This is a genomic window from Acinetobacter sp. LipI_15 (assembly GCF_058242865.1).
On sequence record NZ_JBZAYN010000001.1, the window covers coordinates 645,197 to 662,873 of the forward strand.

The following is a 17,677-nucleotide window of genomic DNA, read 5'->3' on the forward strand; positions in this document are numbered from 1 at the left end:
AGATTATAAAAGCAACGCTTTTACTTGAAATTTAAGCAAGAAGCTACGCTTCGCGCAGTATGTGATCATGCAGTGTTGAAGTTGTTTAGTCCTTAAGCGATCAAGTGTTTAGGTTATAGAGCTTAGCAACAAAGTGGCGTATGATTCGCTTCATTGTTATTAAGCTCTGTGATTTATCACAGTTTCCTGACCTGACGAAGGCTGGAAAAATCATTAACAGAATATATTTGAGTTGAAATAATTTGTTCATACTCGTTTGATTTAACCTAACAAGCAATTGTGAAAGTTGAATGAAATGAGTTACTAGCGAAATTAACTGAATCAAGCGTTTTGGTATATGAATCTAATTGAAGCTGTACAGTGATTAAGTTCACGAGACTCTAACTGTGGCAATTAAGTTTGCGACGCGAAATACAACTTGTATGTATTAGCGACTGTTTGGGGTTGTATAGTCAAGTAATTAAGTGCATGTGGTGGATGCCTTGGCAGTCAGAGGCGATGAAAGACGTAATAGCCTGCGATAAGCTCCGGGGAGGCGGCAAATATCCTGTGATCCGGAGATTTCTGAATGGGGAAACCCACCCGCTATAAGGCGGGTATCATAAACTGAATACATAGGTTTATGAGGCGAACGAGGGGAAGTGAAACATCTCAGTACCCTTAGGAAAAGAAATCAATTGAGATTCCCTCAGTAGCGGCGAGCGAACGGGGAAAAGCCCATTAAGTTATCTAAGCTTTAGTGGAACGCTCTGGGAAGTGCGACCATAGTAGGTGATAGTCCTGTACGCGAAAGGGCTTAGATAATGATGTCGAGTAGGGCGAGGCACGTGAAACCTTGTCTGAATATGGGGGGACCATCCTCCAAGGCTAAATACTCCTGACTGACCGATAGTGAACCAGTACCGTGAGGGAAAGGCGAAAAGAACCCCTGTGAGGGGAGTGAAATAGATCCTGAAACCGCATGCATACAAGCAGTGGGAGCCAACTTGTTTGGTGACTGCGTACCTTTTGTATAATGGGTCAGCGACTTACATTCAGTAGCAAGGTTAACCGATTAGGGGAGCCGTAGAGAAATCGAGTCTTAATAGGGCGTTTAGTTGCTGGGTGTAGACCCGAAACCGGGTGATCTATCCATGAGCAGGTTGAAGGTTGGGTAACACTAACTGGAGGACCGAACCCACTGTCGTTGAAAAGCCAGGGGATGACTTGTGGATAGGGGTGAAAGGCTAATCAAACTCGGTGATAGCTGGTTCTCCCCGAAAGCTATTTAGGTAGCGCCTCGGACGAATACCATTGGGGGTAGAGCACTGTTTCGGCTAGGGGGTCATCCCGACTTACCAAACCGATGCAAACTCCGAATACCAATGAGTACTATCCGGGAGACAGACTGCGGGTGCTAACGTCCGTAGTCAAGAGGAAAACAATCCAGACCGCCAGCTAAGGCCCCAAAATTATAGTTAAGTGGGAAACGATGTGGGAAGGCATAGACAGCTAGGAGGTTGGCTTAGAAGCAGCCACCCTTTAAAGAAAGCGTAATAGCTCACTAGTCGAGTCGGCCTGCGCGGAAGATGTAACGGGGCTAAAACTATATGCCGAAGCTGCGGATTTACACATTAGTGTAAGTGGTAGGGGAGCGTTCTGTAAGCCGATGAAGGTGGATTGAGAAGTCTGCTGGAGGTATCAGAAGTGCGAATGCTGACGTGAGTAACGACAAAACGGGTGAAAAACCCGTTCGCTGAAAGACCAAGGGTTCCAGTCCAACGTTAATCGGGGCTGGGTGAGTCGACCCCTAAGGCGAGGCCGAGAGGCGTAGTCGATGGGAAATTGGTTAATATTCCAATACTTCAGTGTAATGCGATGAGAGGACGGAGAAGGTTAAGTCAGCCTGGCGTTGGTTGTCCAGGTGAAAGGAAGTAGGCATGTATCTTAGGCAAATCCGGGGTACTCTATGCTGAGATCTGACAGCAAGCTGTACTTGTACAGTGAAGTGGCTGATACCATACTTCCAGGAAAAGTCTCTAAGCTTCAGTTACACTGGAATCGTACCCGAAACCGACACAGGTGGTCAGGTCGAGTAGACCAAAGCGCTTGAGAGAACTCTGCTGAAGGAACTAGGCAAAATGGTACCGTAACTTCGGGAGAAGGTACGCTGCTTTTGGTGATGGAACTTGCTTCCTGAGCTGAGAGCAGCCACAGAAACCAGGCCCCTGCAACTGTTTATTAAAAACATAGCACTCTGCAAACACGAAAGTGGACGTATAGGGTGTGATGCCTGCCCGGTGCTGGAAGGTTAATTGATGGGGTTAGCGTAAGCGAAGCTCTTGATCGAAGCCCCAGTAAACGGCGGCCGTAACTATAACGGTCCTAAGGTAGCGAAATTCCTTGTCGGGTAAGTTCCGACCTGCACGAATGGCATAATGATGGGGGCGCTGTCTCCAGCAGAGGCTCAGTGAAATCGAAATCGCCGTGAAGATGCGGTGTACCCGCGGCTAGACGGAAAGACCCCGTGAACCTTTACTGCAGCTTGACATTGAACTTTGATCTTACTTGTGTAGGATAGGTGGGAGGCTTTGAAACCGAGACGCTAGTTTCGGTGGAGCCAATCTTGAAATACCACCCTGGTAATATTGAGGTTCTAACTCTGCTCCATGATCTGGAGCGAGGACCATGTCTGGTGGGTAGTTTGACTGGGGCGGTCTCCTCCTAAAGAGTAACGGAGGAGTACGAAGGTGCGCTCAGCGTGGTCGGAAATCACGCGTAGAGTATAAAGGCAAAAGCGCGCTTAACTGCGAGACCCACAAGTCGAGCAGGTACGAAAGTAGGTCTTAGTGATCCGGTGGTTCTGTATGGAAGGGCCATCGCTCAACGGATAAAAGGTACTCTGGGGATAACAGGCTGATACCGCCCAAGAGTTCATATCGACGGCGGTGTTTGGCACCTCGATGTCGGCTCATCTCATCCTGGGGCTGAAGCAGGTCCCAAGGGTATGGCTGTTCGCCATTTAAAGAGGTACGCGAGCTGGGTTTAGAACGTCGTGAGACAGTTCGGTCCCTATCTACCGTGGGCGCTGGAAATTTGAGAGGATCTGCTCCTAGTACGAGAGGACCAGAGTGGACGAACCTCTGGTGTACCGGTTGTGACGCCAGTCGCATCGCCGGGTAGCTATGTTCGGAAGGGATAACCGCTGAAAGCATCTAAGCGGGAAGCCTACCTCAAGATAAGATTTCCCTTGGACTTTATGTCCACTAAAGAGCCGTTGAAGACTACGACGTTGATAGGTTGGATGTGGAAGTGCGGTGACGCATGAAGCTGACCAATACTAATTGCTCGTGAGGCTTGACTATACAACACCCAAACAGTTGTTGTATAAAAGCTCAATTGATTCGATATTAAGCAAAATAACTTGATTTAGTTAACGCTTAAGAACAAAATACTGCAACTCAGATATGATCTGTTAATAACTCATTTGGTAGAAAACTTAGCACGAAGAGCACTGCTCTGAGATTAGACTAAGCAAGTATCCATAACAGTTGTGCTGGCGACAATAGCAAGAGTGAACCACCTGATCCCTTCCCGAACTCAGAAGTGAAACCTCTTAGCGCTGATGGTAGTGTGGGGTTACCCATGTGAGAGTAAGTCATCGCCAGCTCATTATTCGAAACATCCCCTGATACGTCAGGGGGTGTTTTTTTATGCGGGGAAAAATAATAAGAACAATGAAAAACAAAAAATACAGTGACAGCCGGAATAAAATGAATAAGAAATCTAATTATATAGTTAATTTATAAGGCGAATTGTTCCTAATAGAAGAATGAATTAGCTGAATAATGAGTCTAAAAAAGACAAAAAATCGGGCGTTCTCTTCGAAACTATGCTATAAAAAATAAAACGGCATAAAAATTGCTTATAAAGTGCGGTTAATTATAGGGGGAGTTATTAATGAAATTAGCGATGGGGTTAAAGGTTGCCAATTCCTTATCATTAACACCTCAATTACAACAAGCCATTCGTTTATTACAGCTTTCAAGTTTGGAATTGGAACAAGAAATTCAAATCCAACTCGACAGTAATCCTCTATTAGAGAAAGTTGAAGAACAAAATACCGTTGAAAGTTTAAATAGCTTACAAGAACAAGAAAGGGAAAATAAAGACTTAACCAATGAATTAAATGCCGATCATTTACCTGATGAGTTACCAGTGGATACAGAATGGGATGATGTATATACCCATCAACCCACAAGTTTAGGTGCTGCTGAATTTGAAGAGCGCGAAGATAATCGGCAGGGGCATCAAAGTTTACAAGCGCATATGCTTGAGCAAGTTAATCTTTTACACTTTTCTATGATCGATAAACTAATTGCACACTGTATTATCGATGCTTTAGATAACAAAGGTTTTTTAGATTGTGACTTAAATGAAATTACCCAATCGGTTCAGCATCTTTTAGACTCTATGGATTATGAAGAAGAAGTCGAAGATGACGAAGTTTTAGTAGTTTTAAAGCATATTCAGCGTCTAGATCCTGTAGGGGTAGGCTCACGCAATCTTGCCGAATGTTTAATGGTGCAAGTTGAAAATCTTCCTGAGCATGTCGAATATCGATATGAAGCTATTTTATTATTGAAAAATTATGAGTTGCTGATTACCAATGAATTACCCAAGTTGATTAAGCAAACGGGATTAAATACAGAACAGCTCAAACTAGCCATTTCTTTGCTAAAAACATTAAAAGCGCATCCAGGGCAAGAATTTGAAGATAAAGATTCAGACTATCAAATTCCAGATGTTGTAGTCTTAAAAAAGAATGAACATTGGTTGGTACAGTTAAATCCTGATGTAATGCCAAAACTACGGGTGAATTCTTTCTATGCCAATATGATCAAGCGTGCTGATCAAAGTGACGATAATCAATATTTACGTAATCAAATGCTTGAAGCAAAGAATTTCATTAAAAGTATTGATGAACGACATAAAACATTATTAAAAGTAGCAACTTGTATTGTTGAGCATCAACGAGCGTTCTTTGAGCAAGGTCCTGAGGCAATGAAGCCTTTGGTACTACGAGACATTGCGGAAGAAGTTGAACTCCATGAATCCACAGTTTCCCGTGTAACCACAAATAAATATATGCTCACACCACGTGGATTATTTGAGTTGAAATATTTCTTCTCAAGTCATGTTGGAACATCGTCTGGTGGGGAAGCGTCTTCGACGGCAATTCGTGCAAAAATTAAAAAGTTGATTGCAGAAGAAAATACACGTAAGCCTTTGTCTGATAATGCAATTGCAGTTTTGCTTAATGCAGAAGGTATTGATGTTGCTCGTCGTACAGTTGCGAAGTATCGTGAATCGTTACATATTCCATCATCTTCAGAGCGAAAAGTGTTGATCTAAATTTGAAAATCTGACTATTCTAGAGGTTCATTATGACGAAATAATGAATCTCTTTTTTTATAAGGAATGGCCGAAATGATCTGATTGTGTAAATGTATGCTTCGCATATTGAGTTGGATGATTCGGCTTGAACTTTTCCAGTCCTGAAAGAAGGTGAGGGATAGAATTATGCAGATTACAATTCGTGGCCATCATTTAACAATTACGCCAGCAATAGAAGAAAATATTCGTCTTAAATTTGCGGAAATGACCAAACATTTAGATCAGGTCAATAGTATGCAAGTCAAACTGACTAAAGATCATCAGGTTGATAAACGTTCAAAAAAAGGTAGTGATAATCATATTGCGGAAGCGATTATACGATTACCTGGGACAGAACTTTTTGCACAAGCGTGCGCTGATGATATGTATACCTCGATCAAAAAATTGTCTGAAAAATTAAAAAAACAATTACATAAACATCGAAAAATGCAGCTCATTTATATGCCTTTAACGGTTTAGATTGTAAATTGTACAAAAAGAGGTTTTTTATAACCTCTTTTTTTATATATATAATGTATGTGACTAATGAATTATTTTTTAGATTTATAGTAAAATGACGGGTTTTACACCGTTAGTCCTATATGGGGTCTTGTGATGAATAGTGAACAGCTCACTGAAATTTTAAAAGCTGCTTTTCCAGAAGCTGAGGTTGCAGTTAGTGGGCAAGGCGGCAAATTTGATCTACGCATTGTCGATGATCAATTTGAAGGCAAACGTCCTGTTGCTCGTCAACAATCTGTTTATGCACCTTTGAACTCCTACATTGCCAGCGGTGAAGTACATGCAGTAACAATTCGTGCAATGACCAAAGAAGAATGGCGCAAAGCAAGCTTATTCGGAGCTTAATAATTAATGGATAAATTTCTGATTCAGGGCGGTACTAAGCTCGAAGGTGAAGTTCGTATTTCTGGTGCGAAAAATGCTGCATTGCCATTACTCGCTGCAACTATCCTTGCGGATACACCTATTACATTAACTAATGTGCCAAATCTAAAAGATGTGAACACCTTAGTGAAATTGATCGCAGGTTTAGGTGTTCAAATCAGTTATGAAGGTGATACGGTTAAGGCAGATACTTCTTGCTTAGATAACCAATTTGCACCATATGAACTCGTGAAAACCATGCGTGCATCTATTTTGGTGCTTGGGCCGTTATTGGCGCGCTATGGTAGTGCAAAAGTGTCTTTGCCGGGTGGATGTGCAATTGGTTCACGCCCTGTAGATCAACATTTAAAAGCTTTAGAAGCACTTGGTGCTGAAATTGAAGTTGAAGCTGGCTATGTGCATGCCAAAGTGGATGGTCGTCTAAAAGGTGGCGAAGTTGTCTTTGATATGGTCACAGTTGGTGGTACTGAAAATATTCTAACTGCTGCGGTTCTTGCAGACGGTGTAACGACCATTCGTAACGCGGCTCGTGAACCTGAAATTACCGATCTTGCTAATATGTTGATCAAGATGGGTGCAAAAATCGAAGGTTTGGACACAGATACTTTGGTTGTTACAGGTGTTGAAAGCCTACATGGCTGTGAATATGCCGTTGTTGCAGATCGTATCGAGACAGGTTCTTATCTCGCTGCAGCAGCGATCACTGGCGGTAAAATCAAAACCACACATACTGATCCAAACTTGTTGGAGTCTGTGCTAGATAAATTTGAAGAAATGGGCGCGGAAGTTACGCGCGGTGAAGATTGGATTGAACTGGATATGATGGGTAAACGCCCGAAAGCAGTAAGTTTCCAGACTTTACCACATCCAGAATTTCCAACCGATATGCAAGCACAGCTTATGGCGGTGAATGCAATTGGTCGTGGTTTTGCTACAATTTCTGAAACGATTTTTGAAAACCGTTTCATGCATGTACCTGAATTAGCACGTATGGGTGCCAATATTCAGGTTGAAGGTAATGATGCTGTTGTTACAGGTGTAGAGAAATTATCTGCTGCACCGGTGATGGCAACTGATTTACGAGCTTCTTTCTCATTGGTTTTAGCAGCACTTGCCGCTGATGGGGAAACGTTGATTGACCGTATCTATCATATTGACCGTGGTTATGAAGATGTTGAAGCGAAGTTACAAGGTTTAGGTGCCCAAATTAAGCGAGTAAGTTAATGAGCGATATGAGAAACGATGATCCCAATTTTGACGTAATGGGCAATTTTGATCATGGTTTAACTTTAGCATTAAGTAAGGGACGTATCTTAAAAGAAACTTTGCCATTGTTGGAGACAGCTGGCATTAACTTATTGGAAGATCCGGATAAATCTCGTAAGTTAATTTTTCCAACGACCCATAAGCACGTACGTATTTTAATTTTACGTGCTTCTGATGTACCAACTTATGTTGAAAATGGTGCTGCAGATATTGGGGTGGCAGGTAAAGATGTGCTGATGGAACATGGTGCACAAAATGTGTATGAACCATTGGACTTAAAAATTGCCAACTGTAAGTTAATGACGGCTGGTAAAGTCGGCATGGTTCGTCCAAACGGTCGTTTAAAGATTGCAACCAAGTATGTCAATTTGACCCGTCAATATTATGCAAGCTTGGGCGAACAAGTTGATGTGATCAAACTGTATGGTTCTATGGAACTTGCACCTTTGGTTGGTTTAGGTGATTACATCGTCGATGTTGTGGATACAGGGAACACTTTACGTGCCAATGGTTTAGAGCCTTTGGAAGAAATCTGTAAAGTGTCTTCACGTTTAATCGTGAACAAAGCAAGCTTTAAACGTAAACAAACTTTGTTGAATCCGATTCTTGCACAGCTAGAAAAAGCCGTGGAAGAACGCGAGCAAGCAAAGAAAGCATAATTTGTTAAGTTGCTAACTATGCTGATCAAACCGCTCAAATTTGGGCGGTTTTTTTATGAAAACTAAAAAATAATGATAAAAACTGTATTTTCACCAATTTTAACGAAAGTTATTTTCAATAAAACTCCACATGAACACATGCGATAGATGTCCACAAGCTGCGCTAAAACAGGTAAACTAATCTTTTCCAATAGATTACCTTGTGGGTAAATTGATGCGACGTTTATCGACTCAAGATCAAAACTTCAAGCAAGCTTTTGCTGACTTGTTGGCTTTTGAAACTGTGAATGATCCAGAACTTTTAAAAACCGTTGACCAAATCATTGCTGATGTTCGTCAGTATGGTGATGCTCATGTTCTTAAATTGACACAGCAGTTCGATCGACATCCAGCGCATCAATTCTCAGAATTAGAGCTGACGCAAGCACAACTGAAAGCAGCATTTGAGGGTTTAAGTTCAGAAGTGCGTGAAGCCTTAGAACTTGCTGCGAACCGTGTTCGTGAATTTCACCAAGCGCAAAAGCAAGACGGCTGGACTTATGTCGATGCTTTAGGCAATACGCTTGGTCAAAAAGTCACACCGCTGGACCGCGTGGGGATCTATGTTCCGGGCGGCTTGGCTTCTTATCCGTCTTCTGTATTGATGAATGCTGTACCTGCGCATGTTGCTGGTGTGCCTGAAATTATTATGGTGGTTCCTGCTCCGAATGGTGATTTGAATCCATTGGTTTTGGCAGCAGCCTACTTAGCTGGCGTACACCGTGTATTTACCATTGGCGGCGCGCAAGCGGTTGCAGCATTGGCTTATGGTACACAAACCATTCCATCTGTGGATAAAATCACTGGCCCGGGCAACCGTTTTGTTGCTGCAGCAAAACGTGCGGTATTTGGTCAAGTTGGCATTGATATGATTGCCGGGCCATCCGAAATTTTGGTCTATGCAGAAGGTCAAAACAACGCTGAATGGCTGGCGATGGATTTATTGTCGCAGGCGGAACATGACACTGTGGCTCAAGCGGTGTTCATTACGCCAGATGCGGATCTTTTAGATCAAGTAGAACAATGGATTGAAAAGCATTTAGAAGCTTTGCCTAAAGCAGATATTGCGCGTACTTCAATCGAAAACCGCGGCGCATTGGTTTTAGTCAAAGACCGTGCTGAAGGCGCCGAATTGATTAACCAAGTTGCGCCTGAACATTTGATGCTGTGCTTAGATGAAGCGCAGGAAATGGCTGAAGATATCCGCCATGCCGGCGCAATCTTTATGGGGCGTTATACACCAGAAGCGATTGGTGATTATTGTGCAGGTCCAAACCACGTGTTGCCAACCTCCGGCACAGCGCGTTTCTCATCACCGCTCGGTGTTTATGATTTCCAAAAGCGCTCAAGTTTAATCATGTGTTCTGAAGATGGCGTGAAAACTTTAGCGAAAACGGCTGATACATTAGCGCAGCAGGAAAACTTAGATGCGCATGCGAGATCTGCGAGATATCGTTACCAGTAATAAATATAGACTAGGTGAAAAACTTAGTTTTCCAAAACTATAAACCTCTCCCTAACCCTCTCCTGAAAGGAGAGGGGAAATCTCATAAAATGAATATTCCTCTCCCTGAACGAGCTTTAAGGATTCCTTTAAAGCGAAGTGCAAGAGAGGTTAGGAGAGGGTGAAAAAGAGCAAAATAAAATGCCAAATATTACCTCTGAACAAATGCGTTTTTGGAGCCCTGATGTACGTGAATTAGAACCGTACACACCGGGTGAGCAGCCTAAAATCCAAAATATTTTAAAACTCAATACCAATGAAAATCCGTATCCGCCATCGCCAAAAGTGGTGGAAGCAGTTCAAAAAGTATTGGCAAATTCTGCTGATGTTTTACGTTTATATCCAGATCCAGATGCGTCTGAGTTAAAGCAAGCGATTGCAAAACAGCAGCATGTGCCTGTTGAGCAGGTTTTTGTCGGCAATGGATCGGACGAGGTGCTGGCGCACATTTTTAAAGCCTTTTTTGTGCAAGAGCTGCCGGTTTTGTATCCAGATATTACCTACAGTTTTTATCCGGTATATAGCCAATTTTTTGGTATAGCTGCCAATACTAAAATTATGCCGCTGAACGATGATTTTGAAATTGTTATTGATGACTATAAACAGCCGAATGGCGGTATCATCATTACCAATCCGAATGCGCCGACCAGTATTGCTTTAGGTTTGTCTGCAATTGAGGAAGTGTTGCAAGCCAATCCGAATTCAGTGGTTGTGATTGATGAAGCGTATGTCGATTTCGGTGCAGAATCTGCTGTGGCTTTGGTTGCGAAATATGAAAACCTTGTGGTTTGTCAAACGACGTCTAAGTCGCGTTCACTTGCTGGTTTGCGTGTGGGTTTCGCGATTGCGCAGCCGCATTTAATCGCAGCGCTTGAGGCAGTAAAAAACAGCTTTAACTCCTATCCGATGGACCGTTTTGCGATTGCAGCAGCCGTGGCGTCATTTGAGGATCAAGCCTATTTTGAAGAGCAAAATGCCAAGGTGATTGCGAGCCGTGAAAAACTTGTAGGTCAGCTGTCTGAGCTGGGCTTTAAGGTATTGCCGTCTGCGGCAAACTTTATTTTTGCCTCATTGCCAAATAAAGATGCAGGTGAGTTGGCTGCTGAATTACGCGAACGCGGGATTATTGTGCGTTACTTCAATAAGCCGCGGATTAATCAATTCCTACGTATCACCATTGGTACAGATGAACAAAATCAGCGCCTTGTGGATACGCTTAAAAACGATATTTTGGCTTGATTGCTGCAAGCTACTATAAATTTAAATCTACCCTAATCTTCCTTTCGAAAAGGTGAGAAGCACTGCTTCGCAAGGGGAGGGTTATAAAAAAGCGATTCAATTGAATCGCTTTTTTTGTTTAATCTTTCGTATACCACGTGTTTAACAAATCCAGCATCGCTTTGACTTTATCAAAGCATTCTTGATATTCAGCATCGCAATCAGACGCGATGGTGATTCCGCCACCTGCCCACAGCGAAACCTGATCTTGGTATTTTTGAATAGAGCGGATTAAAATATTCCAAGAGCCCGTGCCATCGTGATTAAAATAACCCATCGAGCCGCAATAGGCGCCGCGAGGAGCACCTTCAAGTTCATCAATGATTTGCATCGCGCGAATTTTAGGTGCGCCGGTAATCGAACCGCCCGGCAGTGCCGACATCAGAACCTCAAAAGGGTTTACATCTGTTTTCAGCACGGCTTCAACTTCACTGACCATGTGATGCACTTGATTAAAACTTTCAATATCAAAAAGTTTAGGTGTTTTTACAGAACCTGTTTCTGCATAAACACTCAAATCATTACGCAGTAAATCGACAATCATGACATTCTCAGCCATATCTTTTTCAGATGATTTTAATCGTTGTTTTGAGTGCGCATCTAAAACTGGATCTTCATAGCGAGGCATCGTGCCTTTGATTGGTTTAGTAATAATCTTGCGTTTAGGCTTAAAATCTATAAAAAGTTCAGGCGAACAACTTAAAATTTCAAAATCATTAATACGTAAATAGCCTGAATATGGTGCATCAGTCAGTGACCAAAATTCTTGAGCGGTATCTAAGAGTGAACCGTTTGCTTGAGCTGTGAATTCTTGTGTTAAATTAATTTGATAGCAATCACCCGCTTTAATATATTCCTGCACTTGATCAAAGGCTTTCGTGTAGTCTGACTTAGACCATCTTGCAGTACATTTTTGTCTTAATTTAAATCGATGCTGAGTAGTCTCTGTTTGAATGAACTGATCAATGTAGTCGTAAATCTGAGCTGCAGAATGATCTGAACTATAAAAATACCAACCATCATCTTCTAATTTTAAAAAACTGGAAAATTGTCCTAAAAATAAGCGAGGTTGTGCTTTGGAATGCAGGGAAATCTGTTGCTGCGCTGCATAATCATAGCTAATAAAACCAGCCCAGCCACCAGAAAACCCGCTGCCTAATTTTGAACATAAATCTTGGAAGGCGATATCTTGCAAGGGCTGAGCATCACATTCCTCATATTGATCTAAATTGGTACGCACATAAGTTTTAAGTTCAGCATTCTTAAATTGCTGATATTGATTTGCCAAAAAGCAAATAACAGGTTGGTTTTGATCTTCTAAAAAAATCACATGTGACAAGGGTGCAAGCGCTTGCAAAATATTTTGAGCACTAACATTTTGTTTGAGAATAAATTTTTTTAAAGAAATCGGTTTTTGCATCAACAGAGAAATTAAATTTAAAGACTAAAATGGATTTTATACCATTCCTAATTCATTTGGTTTGCAAATACCGTTTATCGGTAAGAATTAGATTGCGACCAACGACAGTTGAACAAATTTTAGCTTGGATATAATTTAATCGAGCGAGCAAACGACTCAAGGAAAGGTTTAACAGTTGTCACAAAATAATATTACAGCTGAATAAATCGAGTGGTTGAAAATCAAAAAAAAATAAATACTCTTGGGAGAGTACCGTATGAAAAATTTCACTAAATTAGCTCTAGTTTCTTCAATCGCATTTAGTGCGAATGCTATGGCTATGCAGGCAATGGATGATGCTGCACTTAGTTCAACTACTGGTCAAGATGGTATTAACATCGGGATTGGTATTTCAAAAATTGAAATCGAAAAACTTTTCATTCACGATAACGACGGTTTAACGGATACAGCTAAGGGCGGTACAAGTACTGCTGGTGCGATCGTTATTCAAGGTAACAAGAAAGCTGGTGATCCTTTAGAAAATAAAGGTATCGTTATTGGTGCAAACTATGATAACGGTGGAGCTTATCTTCTAGCTTCTCGCAATTTAGCTGATTTACGTATTGATACTGATGCTGGTACTGGTGCAAATGGTGCATTCATTAACATCGCAGCTGATGTTTCTGGTTTAGATATCAAAATCGGTGAAATTGGTGTAACTGCATCTGGTACAGCAGGTACTACGGGTATTCGTCGTGGCGGTGATGATAACAACTACAATGCAATTTTATCTGGACTTTCTCTAAAAACGGGTCCAATGACTGCAAATGTTCAGTTGGGTGCTGCTCCACAAGGTGCAATGATTAAACTGAGCACAACTATGGTTGGCGGCTTAGAAATTAAAGATCTAGGTATCCTTGATGCATCAACTAAAACGGCTACACGTGAAGCAGGTGAAATCTTTATCGAAAGCATCAAGGTTGCTGATGCGGGTAAATCTGATTTAACCATTAACCAAGATGTCCGTGTTTATGGTAAAGAAGGCACAAACAATGGTTATATTCAAATGGTAAGCAACTCTGGTCCAATTGATAACTATGTGAAAGGTGTTCATTTAGGCAGTAAAGACGCTGGTTCAATTGGTGATATCGAAGTTCAAGGCTTACAAACATTCTACAGCCCAGCTATGGGTGTATATAACCAAGGTTCTGTAATTACAATTTCTAGTAAGTAATCTAGAATAAAAATAAGGCGCGTGTTGATCACGCGCTTTTTTTTACAAAAAAGTGCGGAATGACCCAATAAAGCATAAAAAAATGCTGTTTTTTTATAAAAAAAAAGGTATCTTGCATAATACATGGATGTAGAGCATTAGCTCTAAAAAAATAATGAAAAAAGGCACATCATTGCCGATAACTAAAAGTTAGAAGATATGTTAGAGATAGCTGTAGGCTCGGCATTGATGTATTACTTTGCCAAAGAGTCCTTCGATTTAAAAGAAAAGCCAGTCGGAACAGTTCACTATACCGAAACATTGGATTCACGAAATGATTCCTTTACTCGGATGCACCGTGAATCTGTAAAAATTAAACCTGCCATAGAAGATCAATTTCGAGGCATCGTTCGGCAAGCCTATGACTACAGTTGTGGTTCGGCGGCCTTAACCACTTTATTAAATGGTTATGTAGGGACACAGCTAACTGAGCAACAGACCATGAATGGTTTGCTGAAATTTGGTGAAACTGAAAAAATTATCGAACGTCGAAGTTTCTCCTTATTAGACATGAAACGTTTTGTCGCTGCTGTCGGGTTAGACAGTGGGGGCTACAAAGGTGAATTTTCAGATCTAGTTAAGCAAGGCCAACCTGCGATTGTTCCGATTTCATATGCTGGTTTTAAACATTTTGTGGTTTTTAAAGCCTATAAAGATGGGCGTGTTTATGTTGCAGATCCAGCACTGGGCAATATCAGTTTCGATGAAGTTCGATTCCAAGAAATATGGGAAAACAACACATTATTCTTAATCAATGTTGCGCCTGAGCAACGTAAAAATTTATTAGCTTTGCAAGATTCAGACTTGCGACATGTTGAAGATGCAACCGTGAACCGTTATGCATTGGTTGATATTCAATATCCGCAGTTTTACATGGAAAAAATTGCAGACAAGGCATCTACGATACGACTTGATAAAAATATGAATGAAGAGTCGGAGTCATATGGTAAATCGAATTACAACTTTCTAAGGCTTTACTACAAGAGTAAATAATTAGATGAATGCGTATAACAAAGTGTCAGGATTAAAAAAATAAAAACGGTGGGAAGGAACATGAATCGTAAATGGATGAACAAAACACTACTAGCCATGAGTATTCAGGTGGTGATGGGGGTTGCCTATGCAGCTGAAGAGCCAAGCCTTGGAGAATATGATCCGGTTGAACAAGAGACAGTCGTAGAAGAGTCTGTATCTCCTGCTGCTGTAACCCAAGCTGATACTGCACAAGAAGCTGCTGCCGAGCCAGAAATTGGACAGTATGAATCTGTTGAAGAGCCAGTACAAGCTGAGGCACCACAAGTCGAAAGTGCTACTGCCACTGAAAAGGCATCGACCGCACTTCAACAGCAAGAGGGGGATGCGAGTCAAGAAGCTAACTTACAGGAAGTATTTAGCTCGAATGAACGTCAGTATTCATTGATTAAAAAAGGTGAAATATCATCTTTTTACGATATCGATTATACCTATTACCGTGATACTCAACTTGATATGGAAATGGCACAAGGCCAACTTTATCAACTCCGTGTACAAGAGAATGCCACACACTCAATGACCAATACATTTACCGTGCAATACGGTGTAATGGACAATTTGACATTCTCTGCATCTGTGCCTTTAGTAGCAAAAACTGATTTATTAAAAGATACTTCAACTGCTGGTTTAGGGGATATTTCTTTAGGCGCACGCTGGGAACCATTCCCACTGAAGCAAGGTCGTTTGCCTCTTATTTTATTTGGTAATTTGTCCACGAAAACTGGTGATAGTCCATACGAAATTAATGCTGTAAATGATCTAGCAACAGGTAAAGGTTACTATTCTGCAGGTATCGGTGCCAGCACACGTAAATATATTGATCCCGTTGTGTTGTTTGCATCCGTCTCGGCAAACTATGGTTTCAAAGAAACTGACTTAAACCAACGTCGTGGTTCGCGAGTCATTGAAGAGTTTGAACCGGGGATTAGTGGCGGTTTTGCATTCGGTTTTGCATACTCGTTTAACTACGATGTTTCCCTTACCATGTCATATCAACAAAGTTTCAATACCGGCGCAGAATTTACGTATAGCAGTGGCGAATCCTATTCACCTGCAGACCAAACCAGTTCAACTCTAGCGATTTCTTTAGGTGTACGTGTATCTCCAGAGACCATTGTGAATGGTACGGTGGGCTTAGGTTTAACTGAAGATGCACCAGATGTGTCATTAGGGTTGTCTTTCCCGTTGGATATTCTAGGTTTTGGAAAAAAACTTCGTTAAGAGGGCTGTCGTATGCGTAAAATTCGACTCAGCCCACTTGTTAGTGCGATCGTTTTAACGGGCTGTTCTAGTGCTGCTTTTGCACAATTGGGTACCAACCTTTCAGTTGATGTACGGTCACTTGCATTAGGTAATGCAGTAACTGCGGATCCTCCAGGAATTAGTGCAGTACATTTTAACCCTGCAGCATTAACTAAGATTGAAGGTTTGCAAACAGATATGCAGGGCATCATTGCAAACTTTGATATTCAACGTGAATTTACCGTTCCTGCGGGTTATAACGTTTTTGGTTATTCAGATGATCCATTAGTCTGTAATGATGGTCCTGAAGTGACGGCTGATATTTGTACGGACTTTAAAGATAAGGTTTCTGGTGATGTTGAATATGCATCCTTATATGTACCTGTCTTAAAAAAGATGGTGGATTTTGGTGCTGGACAACCCATTGCCGCGCCAACGATGGGGATTGCCTACAATCCACCGGGTTCTAAAGCAACATTCGCATCAGCTGTTTATGCACCTTTGATTGCGGGTTTTGGTGCTGAAAATGGTAACCCAGGTAATTTCATGGGACAACAAGTTGCTCTAGAGCGTATTACTTATCTATCGCCAACAGTAGGCTATCAAGTCAGTGATGAGCTATCGATTGGTGGTGGTGTGGGGATGTCCTATCAAGCCATTGGATTGAAATCTGACCTGCGATTTCCCAATGAATTGATCGGCATGTTAAGGATGATTGATGAAGTCGTCTGTACACCATTTAAGGAAAATTCGGACATTATTACCGACATCTTGCTATTGGGGATGTGTAATACCGAAGAAGGGATGAATCCATTTGGCAAATTTGGTCAGATGGAATTGGCTTTAGAGCAGTCACTGAGCCCAAGTTACAACTTAGGGGTTTTGTGGGAGCCACGCGAAGATTTTAGTTTTGGTATGGTGTATCAAAGTGCAGCGAAAATGCGCATGAAAGGTCGTTATCGCATACAAAATGCGAAAGCACCTCAGGAGATGATTAAGGGATTAATGTCATCACCAACAGGTCAAATTTTAGCTGCAATTTTAGGTTTCCCAAATGCTGTGCCAAACTCGGAGTCGGGTTTGGTTTCGATGGATTTTGAATATCCACAGCATGTACAGGCGGGGATCAAATATAAGGTTATGCCTGATTTACAAATCAATTTTGATGTGGGCTGGACCGATTATCGTGCTTGGGACAAATTCCGTTTTGAATTCGACCGTCAAATTTCAGCGCTGAAAATTGCAAAATTATTATCTGAAAATGTGACCGATAATTCTTTGGCCTTACCTTTGAAATTTACGTCGCCTTGGAACTGGGGCATCGGTATTGAATATTCAGCAACAGATCGTTTGAAATTGCGTGCAGGCTATGAACCACGGAGTACCTCTATTCCTGACGGTAAGCGAAATACCATGGTCCCAATTAATGGTGCGCAGCTCTTTGGTATGGGGATTGGATATCGTTTTGATGCAGATACGGATCTAGATTTATCAATCGGCTTTTTACGCAGTAAAGATAACATTCCAGCGAATACTAGTAGTCTTGCAAACTTAACCGGTGTGAATAACTTACTTTTAAACCCATATGCTGGAATGAATGTAAAAACCGATACGAAAATCACCATCCTAGGATTAAATTACAGAACTCGTTGGTAGGATAAGCA

General features: G+C 41.6%; 12 protein-coding genes and 2 rRNA genes. 13 read left to right on the forward strand and 1 reads right to left on the reverse strand.

Going from position 1 to position 17,677, the window contains the following annotated elements:
- Window positions 1-450: 450 nt before the first annotated feature.
- The 9 genes from AC4CU0_RS03130 to hisC all read left to right on the forward strand — a co-directional run bounded on the left by AC4CU0_RS03130 (window position 451) and on the right by hisC (window position 11,028).
- Window positions 451-3,344: ribosomal RNA gene (locus AC4CU0_RS03130) — 23S ribosomal RNA — on the forward strand.
- Window positions 3,345-3,534: 190 nt separating this feature from the next.
- A 5S ribosomal RNA gene (rrf, locus tag AC4CU0_RS03135) occupies window positions 3,535-3,649 on the forward strand.
- 290 nt (window positions 3,650-3,939) lie between these two features.
- Window positions 3,940-5,394 carry an RNA polymerase factor sigma-54 gene (locus tag AC4CU0_RS03140; protein ID WP_078192378.1) on the forward strand — a complete coding sequence of 485 codons (1,455 nt, stop codon included), beginning with the start codon at window positions 3,940-3,942 and terminating at the stop codon, window positions 5,392-5,394.
- 168 nt (window positions 5,395-5,562) lie between these two features.
- Window positions 5,563-5,895 carry a ribosome hibernation-promoting factor, HPF/YfiA family gene (gene hpf, locus AC4CU0_RS03145; RefSeq protein WP_078191195.1) on the forward strand — a complete coding sequence of 111 codons (333 nt, stop codon included), beginning with the start codon at window positions 5,563-5,565 and terminating at the stop codon, window positions 5,893-5,895.
- Between the two features lie 135 nt (window positions 5,896-6,030).
- The gene (gene ibaG, locus AC4CU0_RS03150; RefSeq protein ID WP_078191194.1) at window positions 6,031-6,282 is read left to right on the forward strand and encodes a BolA family iron metabolism protein IbaG; all 252 of its coding nucleotides are present in this window, start codon (window positions 6,031-6,033) and stop codon (window positions 6,280-6,282) included.
- Between the two features lie 6 nt (window positions 6,283-6,288).
- Entirely contained in the window at window positions 6,289-7,545 is a 1,257-nt protein-coding gene (gene murA / locus AC4CU0_RS03155) for a UDP-N-acetylglucosamine 1-carboxyvinyltransferase (RefSeq protein WP_249734316.1), read from the forward strand.
- A complete protein-coding gene (gene hisG / locus AC4CU0_RS03160; protein WP_078191192.1) occupies window positions 7,545-8,246 on the forward strand; it encodes an ATP phosphoribosyltransferase in 702 nt (233 codons plus the stop codon). Before murA ends, hisG begins: the two co-directional genes overlap by 1 nt.
- A 202-nt stretch (window positions 8,247-8,448) precedes the next feature.
- Complete coding sequence (gene hisD, locus AC4CU0_RS03165; protein ID WP_180089157.1) at window positions 8,449-9,750, forward strand: histidinol dehydrogenase; 1,302 nt, start codon at window positions 8,449-8,451, stop codon at window positions 9,748-9,750.
- A 180-nt stretch (window positions 9,751-9,930) separates the two neighbouring features.
- Window positions 9,931-11,028 carry a histidinol-phosphate transaminase gene (gene hisC, locus AC4CU0_RS03170; protein ID WP_490742445.1) on the forward strand — a complete coding sequence of 366 codons (1,098 nt, stop codon included), beginning with the start codon at window positions 9,931-9,933 and terminating at the stop codon, window positions 11,026-11,028.
- 118 nt (window positions 11,029-11,146) lie between these two features.
- On the opposite strand, the gene AC4CU0_RS03175 is transcribed toward hisC, so the two are convergent.
- Window positions 11,147-12,487 (reverse strand): anthranilate synthase component I family protein, encoded by a 1,341-nt coding sequence (locus AC4CU0_RS03175; RefSeq protein ID WP_490742446.1) that lies wholly within the window; start codon window positions 12,485-12,487, stop codon window positions 11,147-11,149.
- Window positions 12,488-12,743: 256 nt separating this feature from the next.
- Here AC4CU0_RS03175 and filA point away from each other — a divergent pair, with 256 nt between their 5' ends.
- The 4 genes from filA (at window position 12,744) to filD (ending at window position 17,669) form a co-directional block, all read left to right on the forward strand.
- A complete protein-coding gene (gene filA / locus AC4CU0_RS03180) occupies window positions 12,744-13,700 on the forward strand; it encodes a putative pilus system protein FilA (protein ID WP_490742447.1) in 957 nt (318 codons plus the stop codon).
- Between the two features lie 198 nt (window positions 13,701-13,898).
- Window positions 13,899-14,732 (forward strand): putative pilus system C39 family peptidase FilB, encoded by an 834-nt coding sequence (gene filB / locus AC4CU0_RS03185; protein ID WP_111884773.1) that lies wholly within the window; start codon window positions 13,899-13,901, stop codon window positions 14,730-14,732.
- Between the two features lie 60 nt (window positions 14,733-14,792).
- The gene (filC, locus tag AC4CU0_RS03190) at window positions 14,793-15,992 is read left to right on the forward strand and encodes a putative pilus system protein FilC (protein ID WP_180005462.1); all 1,200 of its coding nucleotides are present in this window, start codon (window positions 14,793-14,795) and stop codon (window positions 15,990-15,992) included.
- Window positions 15,993-16,004: 12 nt separating this feature from the next.
- Window positions 16,005-17,669 carry a putative pilus system OmpP1/FadL family transporter FilD gene (gene filD, locus AC4CU0_RS03195; protein WP_490742448.1) on the forward strand — a complete coding sequence of 555 codons (1,665 nt, stop codon included), beginning with the start codon at window positions 16,005-16,007 and terminating at the stop codon, window positions 17,667-17,669.
- Window positions 17,670-17,677: the final 8 nt, after the last annotated feature.